14 protein-coding genes and 1 other RNA gene are annotated in these 16732 nt (G+C 39.1%); all 15 read left to right on the forward strand.

The window, feature by feature from the left end; translation table 11 throughout:
• Positions 1 to 184 precede the first annotated feature (184 nt).
• The 15 genes from LI149_RS05030 to LI149_RS05100 all read left to right on the forward strand — a co-directional run bounded on the left by LI149_RS05030 (position 185) and on the right by LI149_RS05100 (position 16690).
• On the forward strand, positions 185 to 571 hold the full coding sequence (locus LI149_RS05030; RefSeq protein WP_227078602.1) for a hypothetical protein: 387 nt from the start codon (positions 185 to 187) through the stop codon (positions 569 to 571).
• Between the two features lie 166 nt (positions 572 to 737).
• A complete protein-coding gene (locus LI149_RS05035; RefSeq protein ID WP_173786480.1) occupies positions 738 to 1133 on the forward strand; it encodes a GntR family transcriptional regulator in 396 nt (131 codons plus the stop codon).
• Positions 1130 to 2554 (forward strand): PH domain-containing protein, encoded by a 1425-nt coding sequence (locus LI149_RS05040; RefSeq protein ID WP_173786479.1) that lies wholly within the window; start codon positions 1130 to 1132, stop codon positions 2552 to 2554. Before LI149_RS05035 ends, LI149_RS05040 begins: the two co-directional genes overlap by 4 nt.
• A gap of 135 nt (positions 2555 to 2689) precedes the next feature.
• A complete protein-coding gene (locus tag LI149_RS05045) occupies positions 2690 to 2881 on the forward strand; it encodes a DUF6472 family protein (RefSeq protein WP_005334199.1) in 192 nt (63 codons plus the stop codon).
• Between the two features lie 119 nt (positions 2882 to 3000).
• Positions 3001 to 6612: an ABC transporter ATP-binding protein/permease gene (locus LI149_RS05050; protein ID WP_173786478.1), complete on the forward strand. Its 3612-nt coding sequence runs from the start codon at positions 3001 to 3003 to the stop codon at positions 6610 to 6612.
• Positions 6613 to 6698: 86 nt separating this feature from the next.
• A non-coding RNA gene (gene ssrS, locus LI149_RS05055) (6S RNA) lies at positions 6699 to 6880 on the forward strand.
• Positions 6881 to 7011: 131 nt separating this feature from the next.
• Positions 7012 to 8346 carry a SpoIID/LytB domain-containing protein gene (locus tag LI149_RS05060; RefSeq protein WP_227078603.1) on the forward strand — a complete coding sequence of 445 codons (1335 nt, stop codon included), beginning with the start codon at positions 7012 to 7014 and terminating at the stop codon, positions 8344 to 8346.
• Positions 8347 to 8465: 119 nt separating this feature from the next.
• A complete protein-coding gene (locus LI149_RS05065) occupies positions 8466 to 9302 on the forward strand; it encodes a YihY/virulence factor BrkB family protein (protein ID WP_173786477.1) in 837 nt (278 codons plus the stop codon).
• 137 nt (positions 9303 to 9439) lie between these two features.
• Positions 9440 to 10663 (forward strand): helix-turn-helix domain-containing protein, encoded by a 1224-nt coding sequence (locus LI149_RS05070; RefSeq protein ID WP_173786476.1) that lies wholly within the window; start codon positions 9440 to 9442, stop codon positions 10661 to 10663.
• A gap of 3 nt (positions 10664 to 10666) precedes the next feature.
• Positions 10667 to 11824, forward strand: coding sequence for a double-cubane-cluster-containing anaerobic reductase (locus LI149_RS05075; protein ID WP_005338698.1), 1158 nt, complete (start codon positions 10667 to 10669; stop codon positions 11822 to 11824).
• A gap of 263 nt (positions 11825 to 12087) precedes the next feature.
• A complete protein-coding gene (locus LI149_RS05080; RefSeq protein ID WP_173786489.1) occupies positions 12088 to 13089 on the forward strand; it encodes a methionine ABC transporter ATP-binding protein in 1002 nt (333 codons plus the stop codon).
• A complete protein-coding gene (locus tag LI149_RS05085) occupies positions 13089 to 13757 on the forward strand; it encodes a methionine ABC transporter permease (RefSeq protein WP_117657515.1) in 669 nt (222 codons plus the stop codon). The genes LI149_RS05080 and LI149_RS05085 overlap by 1 nt, the downstream gene beginning before the upstream one ends.
• 70 nt (positions 13758 to 13827) lie before the next feature.
• Positions 13828 to 14661, forward strand: coding sequence for a MetQ/NlpA family ABC transporter substrate-binding protein (locus tag LI149_RS05090; RefSeq protein ID WP_005338703.1), 834 nt, complete (start codon positions 13828 to 13830; stop codon positions 14659 to 14661).
• Positions 14662 to 14673: 12 nt separating this feature from the next.
• On the forward strand, positions 14674 to 15585 hold the full coding sequence (locus LI149_RS05095; protein ID WP_173786490.1) for an AEC family transporter: 912 nt from the start codon (positions 14674 to 14676) through the stop codon (positions 15583 to 15585).
• A 19-nt stretch (positions 15586 to 15604) separates the two neighbouring features.
• On the forward strand, positions 15605 to 16690 hold the full coding sequence (locus tag LI149_RS05100) for a uroporphyrinogen decarboxylase family protein (protein WP_227078605.1): 1086 nt from the start codon (positions 15605 to 15607) through the stop codon (positions 16688 to 16690).
• The last annotated feature ends 42 nt before the right edge of the window (positions 16691 to 16732 follow it).

Raw genomic sequence — 16732 nt, forward strand, 5'->3', positions numbered from 1 at the left:
CTTTGCGGACATTTAAGAAGATATAAAAAGATAGTCAAAAACACATATATAATTTATTGCAAATATTAATGAAAAGGTGAAAGAAAATGACGAGTTATATATACTTGGGGATTATTCTTTTAAGATTACAGCTTTATAGGCAGCAGCACTCAGAAAGAAAATCTATTGTAAAAAAGTTCATTTTGTGCCAGGAAATCATGACAAGGACTGGAATAACAAACTCGTACAAGGAACTTTTATTGTTGAGCAGCCAATCACAGTATTGAAAATCGATGGAAGAAAGTATGTCCTTTCACATTTTCCAATGGCAGACTGGCAGTCTATGTCACATGAGTCAATTCATTTACATGGTCATATTCATAGTGAGGGGAGTCTTTATAATGAGATGAATCGTATGCAGGGATTATATCGTTATGATGTCGGAGTCGATGCAAATGGATATTCACCAGTCAGTATGGAAGAAATTTTGGCATGGTTTGACGGAGTGGAATGTCGGGGCAGAGTCAAGTGGAAGGACTGGGTAGATGAGACCGGAGATAAGAGAGTGCGGAGAAAGCTTGCGGGACTGTAAAGAGTTATGAAAGACTGATATTTCTTTCTGAACCACTATATTTTTGTATTGCAAGAAATAATACAAAAAGATTGTATTATTTGTATTATGTGATATAATACAAATAAAAGTGAAGATATAAAATCCTTGTTGCAAGATAAGATAATAGATTCAGAAGGAGACAATCATGATTATTAAGATTAATACAAAATCAGAGACACCGATTTACCTGCAGCTGCGCAATGAGATTGTGAAGGGAATCGGAAAAGGTGAGTTTGAGATTGGTGAATCATTGCCAACAGTGCGCCAGATGGCTATGGAACTTGGGGTAAATACAATGACCGTCAGTAAAGCATATCAGTTATTAAAGACAGAAGGTTTTATCGAGACTGACCGGAGAAAGGGAACTGTTGTCTGTAATTTATGGGATTCTAGAAGAAGTTCAGATGGAGAATTTCAGGAGAAGCTTGCAGATGAACTGGAACTTCTAAGTGCAGAGGCAACGATTCGCGGCATGGATCAAAATGATTTTATAGATTTATGCCGTAAGGCATTTCAGGGAATGGAGGTTGCATTTTCATGATTTTAGCAATCATATTCTTAATAACAGATCTTTTTATGGTGGGAATTGCCTATGCAGTGTATGGAAGAACAGCAGTAGCAGGTTACAGTGATGGAATGGTTCTTGGAGTACATATACGACGTGAGAAGCAGGAAGATCCAGTGCTTGTAGAATTTATGAAAAATTATAAAAAAGATGTACAGAAGGTTTATTTGGGACTTGGTATATCCGGAGTTGTTATTTGTGGATTGTGTTTCTGGTATACATCGATATTTATGTGTGTGTGGTGTGTATGGTTTCTGTGTTATATTGTGGGCGCAGTCGGTGTCATGTTCAGGAATCACAGGAAATTGTATGATATGAAAATCCAATATAGATGGGGAATGTTGGGAGAAGATACAGAAGAAAGCACAGCAATGACAGGGGTCGATACTAAGACTATGATGCATAGTGAGAGAATGAGTCTGCCATTATGGTATCATATTGTCTTGATTCTAATACTGGCAGTTCCATTTGCTTTTAAAGGCTTTCGAATTTATCTTGGAACGTTTTCCGAGAATTCACAGGGCTGGATTTTATTTTTGACCTCTGTAATTGTCGGCGTTGTATTTCTGTGGATTGCATGGATATTCAAAAGAGGAGCGAACCGGATTTACAGTGAGAATTCGGAGCTGAATTTCAGAATTAATTATCTGGAAAAGAGGAGCTGGAGTATCTGCTTTCTTGTGGCAAATATTTGTAATGCGATTGCATGGCTCTATCTTGCATATAGAATGACAAAAGAAGAATGGATTTATAATCTGGATATTATTATATATGTCACAGTGATGTGTGTACCTGCAATAATTGCTATAGCAACTGCTATGTGGATTAAGAAACAAAAAAATATACTACAATGTGAAGATGAAACGCCAATGTATATGGATGATGATTACTATTGGAGAAATGGCTGGTATGATAATCCGGGTGACCCAAGATTATTTGTGCAGGACAGATTCAACAGTATGAATTATACAACAAACGTTGGAAAGCCGGCAGGAAGGTATATGTTCGGTGGCATTTGTATTGTAGTTGTAGTACTTTTGTTCTGGATGTGTATTGTCTTTTTAAGAATGGATTTTACACCGATTCGTCTTGTAGCAGATGGAACGGAAGTCAGAATTACTTCCGGATATACGAATACAACTATGAAGAAAAAAGAGATTCGGAGTGTAAAATTATTAGAGAACGGACTGCCGGAGGATTATTACAACCGGACAAATGGATCTTCAGACGAGAAACAGCTGCTGGGAAAATTTGAAGGAAAGAAGACTGGAAAATGCCGGATGTATGTGTGGCTGGACCAGGAAAGTGTGATTGAAATTAAGGCGACAGATTATACAGTGTTTATAAATAGTAAAGATGAAGATGAGATGAATGCATGGTATCAGGCATTAAAGTAATGAACAAAGCGTTCGGAGTCAGTAGGAGAAATTCGTACTTGTTCCGGACGCTTTTTATGTTATGATATGTAGGAATATTTATACAAAGATAATAAAATTATAGAATATAATTTATATGGGAAAGGAAGAAAGAAAATGGCAAAGACCACTCAGAGAGGTAGTTGTGAGACTTGTACTTATTATACATATGATGAAGAATATGAAAGCTATATGTGTGATGTGAATATGGATGAGGATGAATATATGCGTCTGATCTCTGACCAGCATTACCAGTGCCCGTATTATCGAAATGGGGATGATTACCGCATTGTAAGACATCAGATGTAATATATTCATATCTAAAACTTTTATTAAAAACATTTCTCAGTGTGAAAAAGTATACAAATTTACGCTATAATTAGATGAACTAAAAATTACAGTCAAAATATAACTATAGGAGAATTTGAATGCTTCAAATACAACACATCAAAAAAGAGTACCGGACTGGAAGTCTGGTACAGAAGGCTCTGGACGATGTGAGTCTGAATCTGAGAGATAATGAATTCGTAGCAATCTTAGGTCCCAGTGGTTCCGGCAAAACCACGCTTCTGAATATTATCGGAGGACTGGACCGCTATGACAGCGGAGATCTTATCATCAATGGCATTTCCACAAAAAAATATAAGGACAGAGATTGGGATTCGTACCGTAATCATACGATTGGTTTTGTATTCCAAAGTTACAATCTGATCCCGCATCAGACAGTGCTTGCGAATGTTGAGCTGGCATTGACAATTTCGGGAGTCGGGAAGGAAGAACGAAGAAAGCGTGCAGTGGATGCACTGGAGAAGGTGGGCCTTGGGCAGCAGCTTCATAAGAAGCCGAACCAGATGTCGGGAGGCCAGATGCAGAGAGTCGCAATTGCAAGAGCGCTGGTCAATGATCCGGAGATCCTGCTTGCAGATGAGCCGACCGGGGCACTGGACAGTGACACCAGTGTGCAGGTCATGGATCTTCTTAGAGAGGTGGCGAAAGACCGTCTGGTCGTTATGGTCACACATAACCCGGAACTGGCAGAGCAGTATGCGACCAGGATCGTCAATCTGAAAGATGGAAAGATTCGTTCGGATACCGATGAATATATTGTGGAAGAGAAAAATCTGGCACCGCCGGAGCATAAGAATATGGGGAAATCTTCCATGTCTCTTCTGACGGCACTGTCACTGAGTTTTAATAACTTAAGGACAAAGAAAGCAAGAACTCTTCTGACTTCTTTTGCGGGATCTATTGGAATTATCGGAATTGCACTGATTCTGGCTCTTTCAAACGGAGTCAATGCTTATATCCGGTCTATTGAGGAAGAGACATTGTCTGAATATCCACTGCAGATACAAAGTACCGGATTTGATCTCACTTCCATGATGGTGGGGATGAATGGGGATTCCGGAAGCAGTGATGATAAGAAAAGTGGAAAAGATAAAGATAAGGTAAAGGTCATGCAGGTAGTCACCAATATGTTTTCAAAGATGGATTCCAATGACCTTGGTTCTTTAAAAAAATATCTGGACAGTGGTGAATCTAAGATTCATGACTATACAAAAGCAATAGAATATTCTTACAATGTGATGCCGCAGTTGTTCCGACAGGACGGTGACAATGTTCGTCAGGTCAATCCGGATCAGTCATTTTCCTCATTGGGACTTGGTGCATCTGCAGGTTCGAATAGTCTGATGTCCTCCATGATGAGTACTAATGTGTTCTTTGAGATGCCGGAAAATACGGATCTCTATGAAGAACAGTATGATGTAAAAGCCGGAAGATGGCCGAAAAAATATAATGAATGCGTTCTTGTACTGACGCCGGATGGCTCCATGAGCGACTTCTTATTATATACATTGGGACTCAGAGATCAGGTTGAACTCGATGATATGATTAAGCAGTTCATCAACGAAGAGACGATAAAAACACCTGAAAACATAGGAACTTATACTTATGATGATATTTTAGGAAAGACATTTAAACTGGTAAATGCTTCAGATTATTATGAATATGACAGCCAATATCAGGTGTGGAAAGACAAAACTGACAATGCGGATTACATGAAAAAACTGGTCGAAGACGGTGAAAATGTAACAATTGTGGGAATCGTGCAGTCAGCCGAAGATGCGAAGGCTTCATCACTGACACCGGGAATTAACTATACCTCAGATCTTGTAAATCATGTGGCAGAACAGGCAAAAGACAGCGAGATTGTAAAACAGCAGCTTGCGAATCCGAATGTAAATGTATTTACCGGGGAAGAATTTGGCAATACAGATGGGAACAATGGATTTGACATGAATTCTCTGTTCAGTATAGATGAGGATGCCCTGAAAAATGCATTTGGTTTTGATAGCAGCGCCATGAACAATCTTGGAAGTTCAATGGATCTGTCGGGACTTGATCTTTCCAAGGCATTTCAGATGGACGGAAATTCTATGGATTTGTCTGGTATGGTGAATCTGAATCAGGTAGAAATCAACATGGGCAATATGCCACAGATGAATCTGGGGGATATTCTTACGAATCTGGATGTACAGGTCAATGCGGATGGCATGCAGAAAATGTTAATTAGCCTTTCGGAAGGGTATCAGGAATATGTAAAGAGTCATCCGGAAGCAGATTATTCCAATCTTGGAAATCAGATTGCAGAATATCTGACTTCCGATCAGGCAAAGGGCATTATTCAGAAATATTTAAAAGACATTCTGAAAAATAACGGGGAAGTTACGATTACACCAGAGCAGATTAAGGAACTGTTGACCAGCGTGATGAGTGATTTTCAAAGCTGGCTTGTAGAGCAGAACGCTAATCCGGGCGCAGAGGAATTTGGAACGTACTTCCAGCAGTATCTACAGACCGGACGTGCCAATGCAATTGTAAATAAATGGGCCAATGAAATATTTGGAGATATAGATTTCAACATTTCCAGTGACACATTGCAAGCTATGGCAAAGGAACTGGCAGAGGGTTATACTGCATATGCAAAAGAAAAGAATTATGCAGATCCGACAAAGATGGCAGAGAATTTTGTGAATTATATAAAGACGGATGATGGAAAGAGGCGCCTGAATCAGGGACTTTCTGAGGCAATCAATATGGATAGTCTCCAAAAGCAGATCAGCACGGCCATGAGTAGCTACATGGGTCAGGCCATGAGTGCATATACCGGTGCCATTTCTCAGGCAATCAGTACACAGATGACATCCGCTATGAGTCAGGTGACCACGCAGCTTGCCGGTGGACTTGAAACGGTTATGACATCTGCCATGAGCCAGATTGGAGAAAATCTGCAAAAAGCACTGGGAGGCTCTATGAACTTTAATGCCGATGCATTTGCAAATGCATTCCAGTTCAATATGACGGAAGATGATCTGACGGAACTTATGATGTCCATGTCTGGGACACAGAACGCTTCCTATGATAATAATCTGCAGCAGCTCGGATATGCAGATTTCAGTCATCCGAGTTCCATTTCCATTTATCCAAAAGACTTTGATAACAAAGAAAAAGTGGTAGAGGTTCTGGATCATTATAATCAGCAAATGGAAGACGAGGGAAAAGAAGAACAGGTGATTTCTTATACAGATATAGTAGGAACAATGATGTCATCCGTGACCACTATTATCAATACGATCAGTTATGTATTAATTGCATTTGTGGCAATTTCCCTGATTGTATCATCGATTATGATTGGAGTTATTACCTATATTAGTGTGCTGGAGCGAAAGAAAGAGATTGGTATTTTAAGAGCCATTGGAGCATCCAAAGGAAATATATCACAAGTATTTAATGCAGAGACATTTATCATCGGACTTTGCGCCGGACTTATCGGTATCGGATTGACACTTCTGATATTGATTCCTGGAAATATGCTAATTCATGCGCTTGCAGGCAATAATCAGGTCAGCGCAATCCTTCCGGCTGCACCAGCGATTGTTCTGATTCTTTTAAGTGTCGTACTTACATTACTTGGCGGATTGATTCCTTCAAGGAAAGCTGCCAAGAGTGATCCGGTGACCGCACTTCGAACAGAATAGAAAAGAAAAAGATTTTATAAAATGGAAACTAGATAAATCTGCCTGTTGTAAAAAACGAGTAAATGAGTTATAATAATTCAAGAAGTAAGAACCTGGGATGCACGATAACTCCTGTTATTTTGAACCTACATCACTTTAAACGGGACTCTTATATCTTCGTAATATGTCGAGCCTTCATTATGCAGAGGATGGCAGAAAAGCGAATGCGGACACCCACCTAGCAGACAGCTAGGAGTCAAAATACAGGAACCGGCATTTTGGGGAACATACAAAAGATAAAGGACAGTCGTTTATGCGGCTGTCTTTTTCTAATGTGGGGGAAAATTTATTTAATTCCCCTTCTACTTGAGTGGGTGTTGAATCAATCATAGGACATAATGATTAGGGAGAGAATAGAGTTTGAAACATTTTCGAGGAGAAAAGAGATTTTATTATGGTATGTCAGTGCTGGTTCTGGTGTTTATTATTGCAGGATTAACAAGTAATCTTGAAAGCGGAGTTCGTGGAAACCGTCAGGAAAAAGAAGCATTTGACCAGAAGCAGGAAGAAGTACAAACGAAACAGGAAAATCAGGAAGAAGAGACGCAGGTAGTGTCTAATCCAAATATCCGGGTTCTTCTTATGACGGATGGATATAAGAATACCATTCATCCGTCTGTGACAGTCAGTTCAACAACAGGACTTTCTATTACGTATGGGGAGACAGTAGAAGAATGTGAAGCGGGGACGGAAGTGACATTTATGCCAGATGACAGCCGTTTTCAGAGTGGGAATATCCGAATCCAGGCAAAAGAAGGGGAGATTACGGTAAATAGCCTGAAGCGTGGATACGGAGTTCCGTCTTATCAAGGTATACTGGAGCTTCGGACAACAGCGGAAGGAATTGCGATTATCAATGAACTCCCCGTTGAGAATTATCTGTGCCGGGTTGTGCCCAGCGAGATGCCGTCCGGTTATGAAATAGAAGCGCTGAAAGCGCAGGCAGTCTGTGCCAGAAGTTACGCCTACAGGCAGATGGCAGAATATGGATATCCAGAATATGAAGCTCATGTGGATGACAGTACGAATTATCAGGTCTACGGCAACAGTGCATCGGCAGACAGCGCAGATCTGGCTGTTCAGGAGACGGCAGGACAAGTTGTGCGTCTGGATGGAGAGATTGTGACGACTTATTATTATTCCACTTCTTGCGGAAAGACGACCAGTATGAAAGCATGGGGGAATGAGGAGAATGAAGGAAACCGATATCTTCAGTCTGTAGAAGTAAAAGATGAGAACGGTGATTATGAGAGAAATCTGCCATGGTATCGTTGGGAAGCGAAGATTCCGGCAAAGACTTTATCAAATTTGATTGGGCTAAATACCGGCAAAGATATTGGAACGTTGCAGAATATCAATATTTTGGAAAATGGACCGGGTGGGGTAGTATTAACAATAGAGGCTGTCGGTGACAAAGGTAGTGTAAGAGTCTCAACGGAAAATAAAATCCGGCGTGCTTTTGGAGGAAAAGGATACACAATTATAAAGCATGACGGTACGCAAGTCAAAAGCAGTAAGCTTCTTCCAAGTGCATTTTTCACAATCAACAAGTCCGGAGATACATTTGTCATACAGGGCGGTGGGTTCGGACATGGGATTGGCATGAGTCAGACCGGTGCGAATGAAATGGCAAAATGTGGAAAAAACTATCAGGAAATATTGACTTTTTTTTATCAAGGCGTCACCATTGGATAATTGTTCGTAGACAAAATGTATAAAATCGGGTAAAATATAAAATTATGTAACTGTTCAGAACAGGCGGTATCACTGGGAAAAGTGGAACGCCGGAACATAAACAAAGCTAGGTAAAAGTGATGAAAAAGATAAAAGAATTATATGATGACATCATGGAGCTGACTGGAGAGATAACCAAAGATCATGTGGGAGCATACGCTGCACAGACAGCATTTTTCTTCATGCTCTGCATGATTCCGATTATATTGTTGTTACTGACTATGGTGCAATATACGCCCGTCACAAAGGCTGATGTCATGACAGCCGTGATCCAGGTATTTCCATCATCGGTAGATTCATTGATTACATCCATTGTCAATCAGGTTTATAATCAGTCATCTGGTATTATCCCGATTACAATCGTGGTAGCACTTTGGTCTGCAGGAAAAGGTGTACTTGCCATGAGTTCAGGACTGAACTGTGTGTATAATTGCCGTGAGACACGTAACTATTTTTTTCTTAGGATAAGAGCAACTGTTTATACAGTAATGTTTATACTCGTTATTATATTTTTGCTTGTGTTGTCGGTATTTGGTAACAGCCTGAATATCTTTATAGCTGAGCATGTACCATTTCTTAGAAATATGGCAGACTGGCTGATCCGGGCAAGGAATATTATTACACCGATTGTAATGATTATATTCCTGTTGCTGATTTATAAGTTTCTCCCAAACAGAAGAGATATGTATAGAAGACAACTTCCGGGAGCAGTATTTTCCACGTTGGGGTGGATGGTCATATCTTGGGTGTTTTCTGTATATGTGGATGTGTTCAAAGGATTTTCCAGTATGTACGGAAGTCTGACAACGATCATGTTGATCATGATGTGGATGTATTTCTGCATGTATTGCATTTTGATCGGCGGAGAGCTGAACATTTGGTTCGGGGAAAAGATTGATGAGAGTGAGGAAAAATAACAGGATAATATAACGAAAGGCGTAAAAAAATTAATCCTATAGAAAAAACCTATAGATATATGAAAAGAACTGATTTTACGCAAAATTTTCCTGGTGGTATCATAAAAGGAGATAGTAGATGCCGGGAGGGAGAAGAGATGGAAGAAAAAATTGATCTGAATGTCTGTTACAGGAGAGCATTTGAAGCATTAGGGATTACTGGTTCTGTACAGAAATTTACAGATTATATTACAGAATATGCGCCGGTTGTTTTGATTGTTCTGGACATTGGAGGCAAGATACTTGCAATGTCCCATAAAGGAGAATATAATGAAACACTGTTGCCGGAAGGTATGGACAGCAAACGAAGAGTAGAATTGATTTCACAGATGATCGAATATCGCTCGAAAGAGTCAAGGGGCAAATCCATGCTCATTCATGTATCGGAAGAATATTATGCTGTGAATGAAATTGTAGTCAAAGGAGATGCAGAAGGTTTCGTTATATCTATTCTGGATGTAGGAATTTATAATGCAAAAGATGCAGAGGAAACATTGATTCAGATGAATGATATTGTCTGTCAGGGACTTGGAATGTTAATGGAGCGTCAGGAACAACATTCTCATTCTCATATATCGACAATACGTCGTGTGATTGCCCGGTTATTATTTGAAGGCGAGGGGAAGCAGCTTCTGAATGGAACGAATGATATATATAACGAATATGTTGTTGCCCCATTTCGAGTAGCAGTTGTACGTACAGAAGTTTATAATAGTCTGCAACTTCAAAAGGCGGCTAATTATGTAAGTGATGTATATGAAAATGTGTTTGTTTATATAGAGGAGCAGTATGCTTGTCTTCTTTTCACGGATATACATACAGAAGAATGCAGAGACAAGATTTGTAAAATTATGGATAACATGTGTGAAAAATATAAGCTGTTATGTTGTCTAAGCGGGAGCTTTAATGAGATTGAATTGATTGATAAGAAACGATTTATGTGTCAGAAAGCACTGGAGATTGCGCATGAACAGGAACCGGATAAAAGAAGTTTTCGTGAAGAAGATTATTATGTCCAGATAGTCTGTTCTTGTGCATTACCTTATATTGGACATGCGAGATATCTGGAGCGTGAACTTACTGAACTAGCCAGCGAAGATGAGGCAAAGGAAACAAAATTTTATGAGACATTAAAGCAATACTTGCTTGTAGGTAATAATGTAAGTATGGCAGCAAAGAAAATGTTTATACATAGGAATACAATGATTTATAGACTTTCCAAAATTAATGAGATTTTGGGAGTGGATATTAATGAGCCGGGAATTGCTCATAAGATTTTAATTAGTATACTCCTGCGGGAACAGGAGAAAGAGGAGAAGTAGAGAATGGAGATTATCAAGGATTTGCCGGAAATCTTCGATGAGTTTGAAGACAAGAAAAAACAGTCATTTTTGAAGGTAAAAGAATATAAAGAAAAGCAGATTCCGATAATCGGTGCATATTGTTCGTTTTTTCCAAGAGAAATTGCAGTTGCCATGGGAGCAATTCCTGTGGGGCTATGTTCTTCAGCGAATGAAACAGTAGAGCTCGCTGAAACGGTATTGCCAAAGAATGTATGTCCATTAATCAAATCTAGCTATGGTTATGCCATATCTGATCGGTGTCCTTATTTTCATTTTGCGGATTTGGTTGTGGGAGAAACAACATGTGACGGCAAGAAAAAAATGTACGAATTGATGTCTGAGTTTAAAGAAGTTTATGTTATGGAATTGCCGAATACACAGTCAGAAGGCGGACTTAGATTCTGGCGGGAAGAGATTATCCGGTTTAAAGAATTTCTGGAAGAATATTTTCAGGTAGTTATTACAGAGAATGATATTCGACGTGCAATTGTATCGCAGAATAAACGAAGAGAAGCATTGAAGAGATTTTATGGTTTGATGAAGTTGGAACCAGTTCCAATGTCTGGACTGGAACTTGGTAAGGTGCTTTATGGTTCGAAATATCAATTTGGTCAGGAAGAGATGACAAAGGAGTTAAATGAATTGTCAGATCGTATTCTGGAAGAATATGAGAAAGGTCGTCAGCTAGAAAAGAGACCGAGAATCCTGATTACCGGCTGCCCCATGGGCGAAGATACAAATAAAATCGTAGAGGCAATTGAGAATAACGGCGGAGTTGTAGTCGGTTTCGAAAACTGTACTGGAGCGAAAGCAGTAGAGCGTATGGTAGATGAAGATGATCCGGATGTTTATGGTGCAATTGCAAGAAAGTATTTTAGCATAGGCTGTGCAATTATGACACCGAATAATAATCGTATCCATCTTCTTGGAGAAATGATTGATGACTATCATGTAGATGGGGTAGTTGAGATGATATTATCGGGCTGTCATTCTGTGGAAATGGAATCCATCAGTGTGAAGAATTTCGTGAATGAAGAAAAGCATTTGCCATATCTGGCTGTAGTGACAGACTATTCAAAAGGTGATGTAGGACAATTAAATACACGACTGGCAGCATTTGTAGAAATGATTCGTAAATAATTACAATTGACAAGGGTGCATTTATCAAATATAGATAGATGCACCCTGTTTTTGTGCAGATATAACATATGTCTATAAAGATAAATATAGATATAATCAATAAAAGAACGATTATATAGATATAATCAATAAAATGCACAAAAATACACGGGATAAATTGTGCACGATGCACAATTAAAACAAGAAAGATTGGAATTATAAATGAAGAAATTATTGAGAAAATTGTATAAAATAGGAAAGTAATTTAGAAGGAGGAAAAAACGTTGATTGAGATAAAAAATCTGAAAAAGTTATGGGAAGACGATGGAAGCTCCGTTCTGGAAGGTATCAACCTGACAATTGAAGACGGAGATATTTATGCGTTAGTAGGTCGAAGTGGCGCAGGAAAATCTACACTTCTTCGCTGCATCAATGGTCTGACATCTTATCAGGAAGGAAGCCTGAAGGTTGACGGATGCGAGATCAAAGATTTGAAAGATAAAGAATTACGAGAATTCAGACGGCATGTTGGAATGATTTTTCAGCAGTTTTCACTACTTGAACGAGAGACGGTATATAAGAATGTCGCTCTTCCAATGCAGTGCTGGAAATATCCAAAAGACCAGATCGATAAAAAAGTAAGAGAACTTCTGGAACTGGTTGGTCTTGGAGATAAGATGAATGCAAAACCGAGAAATTTAAGTGGTGGACAAAAGCAACGTGTTGCAGTTGCAAGAGCATTGACTATGGATCCGAAGATTTTGCTTTGTGATGAGGCTACTTCAGCACTGGATCCGAAGACGACGAATTCGATTCTGGATCTGTTGATGGAAATTAATCAGAAACTTGGAATCACAGTTATCATTGTAACACATCAGATGGAAGTTGTAAGAAAAGCGTGTAATAAAGCATGTATTCTGGAAAATGGCAAGATTGCAGATGAAGGTACTGTAAAAGAAATCTTTATTAAACAGCCACAGTCACTGAGAAGGTTATTGGGCGAAGAAGAAGAAAAACTTCCGGATACAGGACACAATATTCAGATTTCATATCTGGTAAAGGACATGAAAGATGGAGAATTGTTCAGTACGATGACATCAGAACTTCAGTATGTATTTCCGATTGTGAATGGTTTGATTCAGGATTATCAGGGAGACCAGATGGGAATATTTGTAATCAATATTGATGATGAACATTTAGGTGCAGTTACAGATTACCTGAATCAAAAAGGAATTAAATGGCGCGAACTTTCAGGTGAGCAGGGAGAGACGGAGGTGAATGAATAATGTCTTTAACTAATTATACGTTTACACAGATTTGTCAGATGTTAGTAGTTCCGGCGTTTTTTGCAACACTTAAAATGCTGTTGATTTCAGGAGTTTTATCTACGATTTTCGGATTTGTGTTTGGAGTTATTTTGATTCTGACTGAAAAAGGCGGGCTTTGTCAGAATGTTGTGATTAATCGTATTCTGGATTTTCTTGTAAATACGATACGTTCATTCCCGTTTATTATTTTGATGATTTCCATCATTCCATTTACAAGATTAATTGTTGGAACATCAATCGGAGAAACAGCAGCGCTCGTACCGCTGACTGTAGCATGTACTCCGTTTATGGCGAGAATTTTCCAGAACAGTTTTAAAGAAGTAGATCCAGCTTTAATTGAAGCTGCACAGTCTTTTGGAGCATCAAAAAGTCAGATTGTATTCAAGGTCATGTTAAAAGAAGCAGTTCCATCTATTATTTCAGGACTTTGTCTTGCGATTATTAATCTGCTTGGCTGTACAGCAATGGCAGGAGCAGTTGGAGCCGGGGGTCTTGGAGCAGTAGCTCTTACATATGGTTACCAGAACTTTAATAAACAGATTATGTACACGATTTGTGTTGTTCTGATTATTCTTGTTGCGATTATTCAGTACTTTGGTGACTGGATTTATAAGAAATTAAAATAAAAACGGGGACGCCTGTTTTTATATAGAAACTAAAAAACAAACAGGAGAATTATTAAGGAGAAAAAGAAAAATGAAGAAAAAGTTAATTAGTGTATTACTTACATTAGCAGTAGCTGGAACAATGTTAGCTGGCTGTGGAAGCTCAAAAGCAGATGACACAAAGAGTGAGGCTGACAGCAGCACAGAGAAAAAAGATATCACAATCGGAGTTCGTGCTGATATGGTAAATCAGTATGCTGCAGTAGAGGATAAACTGAAAGAACTTGGATACAATGTTCAGTCAAAAGTATTTGATGACAGTGTACAGCCAGATGTAGCATTAGCAGAAGGAAGCATTGACTGTAACTGGTATCAGCATGAGCCATACCTTAAGAGTTACAACGAAAAGAATGGAACAAATCTGGTTATGGTAGAGCCAAAGACATTTTATCCATTATTCGCAATGTATTCTGATAAATGGGATTCAGTAGATGAGCTTCCAGATGGAGCTACAATCGGACTTTGCAACGATGCAACAAACCAGGCAAGAGGACTGCATCTGTTAGAGTCTCAGGGACTGATCACATTAGATGATTCTGTAGAGAGTCCGACAATGTATGACGTAAAAGAGAATCCACATAACTTCAAATTCATCGAAGCTGAGATGTCTGTATTACCACAGTCTATCAAAGACGTTGATGCAATTTGCCTTGCAGCAGGACATATGGTAAATGCAGGACTTTCTGCAGATGGATATCTTTGCCAGTCTGATGACAATGACACATATGCTGTAGGATTTGCAGTTCGTGCAGAGGACAAAGATGCACAGTGGATCAAAGACATTGCAGAAGCTGTTCAGTGTGATGAACTTGCAGAGTACTTTAAGACAGAGAAACAGGGAACACAGATTCCTTGCTGGGAGTAAGAAGATAGTTCTATGGAATTAGCTGGAATGACGATGTACAAAACTCTTGTGATGACGATACTTGCGCTTGTCGGGGTATTCTGTTATCACAAGAAGATTGTAGATCAGGAGATGAATAAGAAATTATCAGAACTGGTGCTGAGTTTATTCACACCAGTCCTGCTCTTTACATCATTTCAGAAAGACTTTTCAAAAGAGCTGGTAACAGGGCTGATGATATCGGTTCTGTTATCAGCTATTGCTTTTTTTCTGATCTGGTGTATCTGCAAATGGGTCGTCCGAAAATTGGATAAAGATTATGCAGTTGTGGAATTAGTTGCATTGATGTATTCTAATTGTGGATTTATCGGAATACCGATGGCACAGGGGATTTTTGGGGCAGAAGGAGTTTTTTATATGACTGCCTATGTAGCTATGGCGAATTTCCTGCTCTGGTCACATGGCGTAATTGTAATGTCTGGAAAAAGTGATATCAAATCTTTGAAAAAAGTATTTACATCACCGACAATTATTTCTATTATCCTTGGTATTATCTGCTTTGTTGCACAAATCCGTGTTCCTCAGATTGTTGAAGAACCAATGGAAATGATTGCAAACATGAACACACCTATGGCGATGATGGTAGCAGGAATCAATATTGCTCAGGCAGATTTGAAACAAGTATTTTGTCATTACAGATTATATTGCTTAAGCTTTGTAAAGCTGATTGTAATGCCATTTGCATTGGTAGGAGTCTTTTATTTTATTCCAGTTTCACAGCTCGTAAAGACTATTGTGATACTGGCAACAGCGTGTCCGGCAGGAGTGACGGGAAGCTTATTTGCACTTCGCTATGAAAAAGACTCCGTATATGCAGCAGAAATATTTGCTATGACAACGATTGTATCAATTGTAACAGTACCATTTTCTATGTTGTTCTGTTAGAAGAAAGAGGTAAGAAAAGATGGAATTAGTAAAACTTGAGATGACGCCAAAAGAGAGGAAGATAGCTTACGCAAGAGGAGAAGAGGTGGACCGTATTCCGACGTCTTTAAGTGCAGGAGAGACAGCTCCTCCGTTATATGGGATTTCCATTCGTGATTATTATTTTTCAGCAGATGCCATGGTGGAAGTAGAAAGCCATCTGGCAGAAGATTTTCAGGCGGATAATATGGGGATGGGACTGGGACTTCGGACGCTGGTAGAAGCACTCGGAACAAAGCTCGAGTATCCGGAGCACAGCGTGTCTTATATTGAAAAGCCGGCACTGGAAACCTTTGATGACCTGGATCATATGGAGCTTATTAATGTTGAAAAAGATGGAAGATTTCCTATCATAATAGAAGCATTTGAAAGACTTCAGGAAAAATATGGAAAAGAACGCGGAATTGGTAGTGGACTTGCAGGACCATTTACAACAGCTGCAAGTTTGATTGGAACTGAAACATTCTTAAAGGGTACGGTCAAACATAAAGAACAGGTCCACAAATTATTGCAGTATAGTACAGACTGTGTTGTAAAATGTTGTGAAGATCTTCATCGTAAACTAGGAATTGGGTTTACACTTTCTGAACCAATGGGCTCCAGAGATTTACTTAGTAAACGACAGTTTAAAGAATTTTTTGTCCCTTATATCAAACAGGCAGTAGAGCGTATGAATAAATTTCAGGGTTCAACTGGAATTCATATCTGTGGACATACCAGGGATCGATGGGAAGAAGTTATTGGTACAGGAATCAGTGGATTTTGGGTAGATAACTGTGAGAGTATTCAGGAATTGAAGGAATACTATGGCGATAAGGTTGCAATCAGTGGAAATGTGCCACCTGTAGATGTATTGAAAAATGGAACATTTGAAGAAATTGACCAGGCAATTAAGAAATGTATTATTGAAGCTGGAGACAATCCGAGAGGATATAATCTCTGTCCTGGATGTACCACTCCGGTAGATACGACGAAGGAAAACATGATTGCATTTATGAATGCAGCTGCAAAGTATGGACGTGGTGCAAGAAAAGGTTATATGCCAAGAGGTATTACAGAGTTATAATCAGCCGTGTTGAATATTATCAGCTGGGAGATGATTCCCACC

The sequence above is a fragment of the Dorea sp. 210702-DFI.3.17 genome, from assembly GCF_020560825.1.
GTDB lineage: Bacteria > Bacillota > Clostridia > Lachnospirales > Lachnospiraceae > Dorea > Dorea formicigenerans.

Bases quoted from the DNA above. Each gene is read 5' to 3' on its own strand.
- LI149_RS05035 (WP_173786480.1), top strand. From the start codon at position 738: ATGATTATTAAGATTAATACAAAATCAGAGACACCGATTTACCTGCAG.
- LI149_RS05100 (WP_227078605.1), top strand. From the start codon at position 15,605: ATGGAATTAGTAAAACTTGAGATGACGCCAAAAGAGAGGAAGATAGCT.
- LI149_RS05075 (WP_005338698.1), top strand. From the start codon at position 10,667: ATGGAGATTATCAAGGATTTGCCGGAAATCTTCGATGAGTTTGAAGAC.
- LI149_RS05070 (WP_173786476.1), top strand. From the start codon at position 9,440: ATGGAAGAAAAAATTGATCTGAATGTCTGTTACAGGAGAGCATTTGAA.
- LI149_RS05050 (WP_173786478.1), top strand. From the start codon at position 3,001: ATGCTTCAAATACAACACATCAAAAAAGAGTACCGGACTGGAAGTCTG.
- LI149_RS05040 (WP_173786479.1), top strand. From the start codon at position 1,130: ATGATTTTAGCAATCATATTCTTAATAACAGATCTTTTTATGGTGGGA.
- LI149_RS05095 (WP_173786490.1), top strand. From the start codon at position 14,674: ATGGAATTAGCTGGAATGACGATGTACAAAACTCTTGTGATGACGATA.
- LI149_RS05090 (WP_005338703.1), top strand. From the start codon at position 13,828: ATGAAGAAAAAGTTAATTAGTGTATTACTTACATTAGCAGTAGCTGGA.
- LI149_RS05065 (WP_173786477.1), top strand. From the start codon at position 8,466: ATGAAAAAGATAAAAGAATTATATGATGACATCATGGAGCTGACTGGA.
- LI149_RS05045 (WP_005334199.1), top strand. From the start codon at position 2,690: ATGGCAAAGACCACTCAGAGAGGTAGTTGTGAGACTTGTACTTATTAT.
- LI149_RS05085 (WP_117657515.1), top strand. From the start codon at position 13,089: ATGTCTTTAACTAATTATACGTTTACACAGATTTGTCAGATGTTAGTA.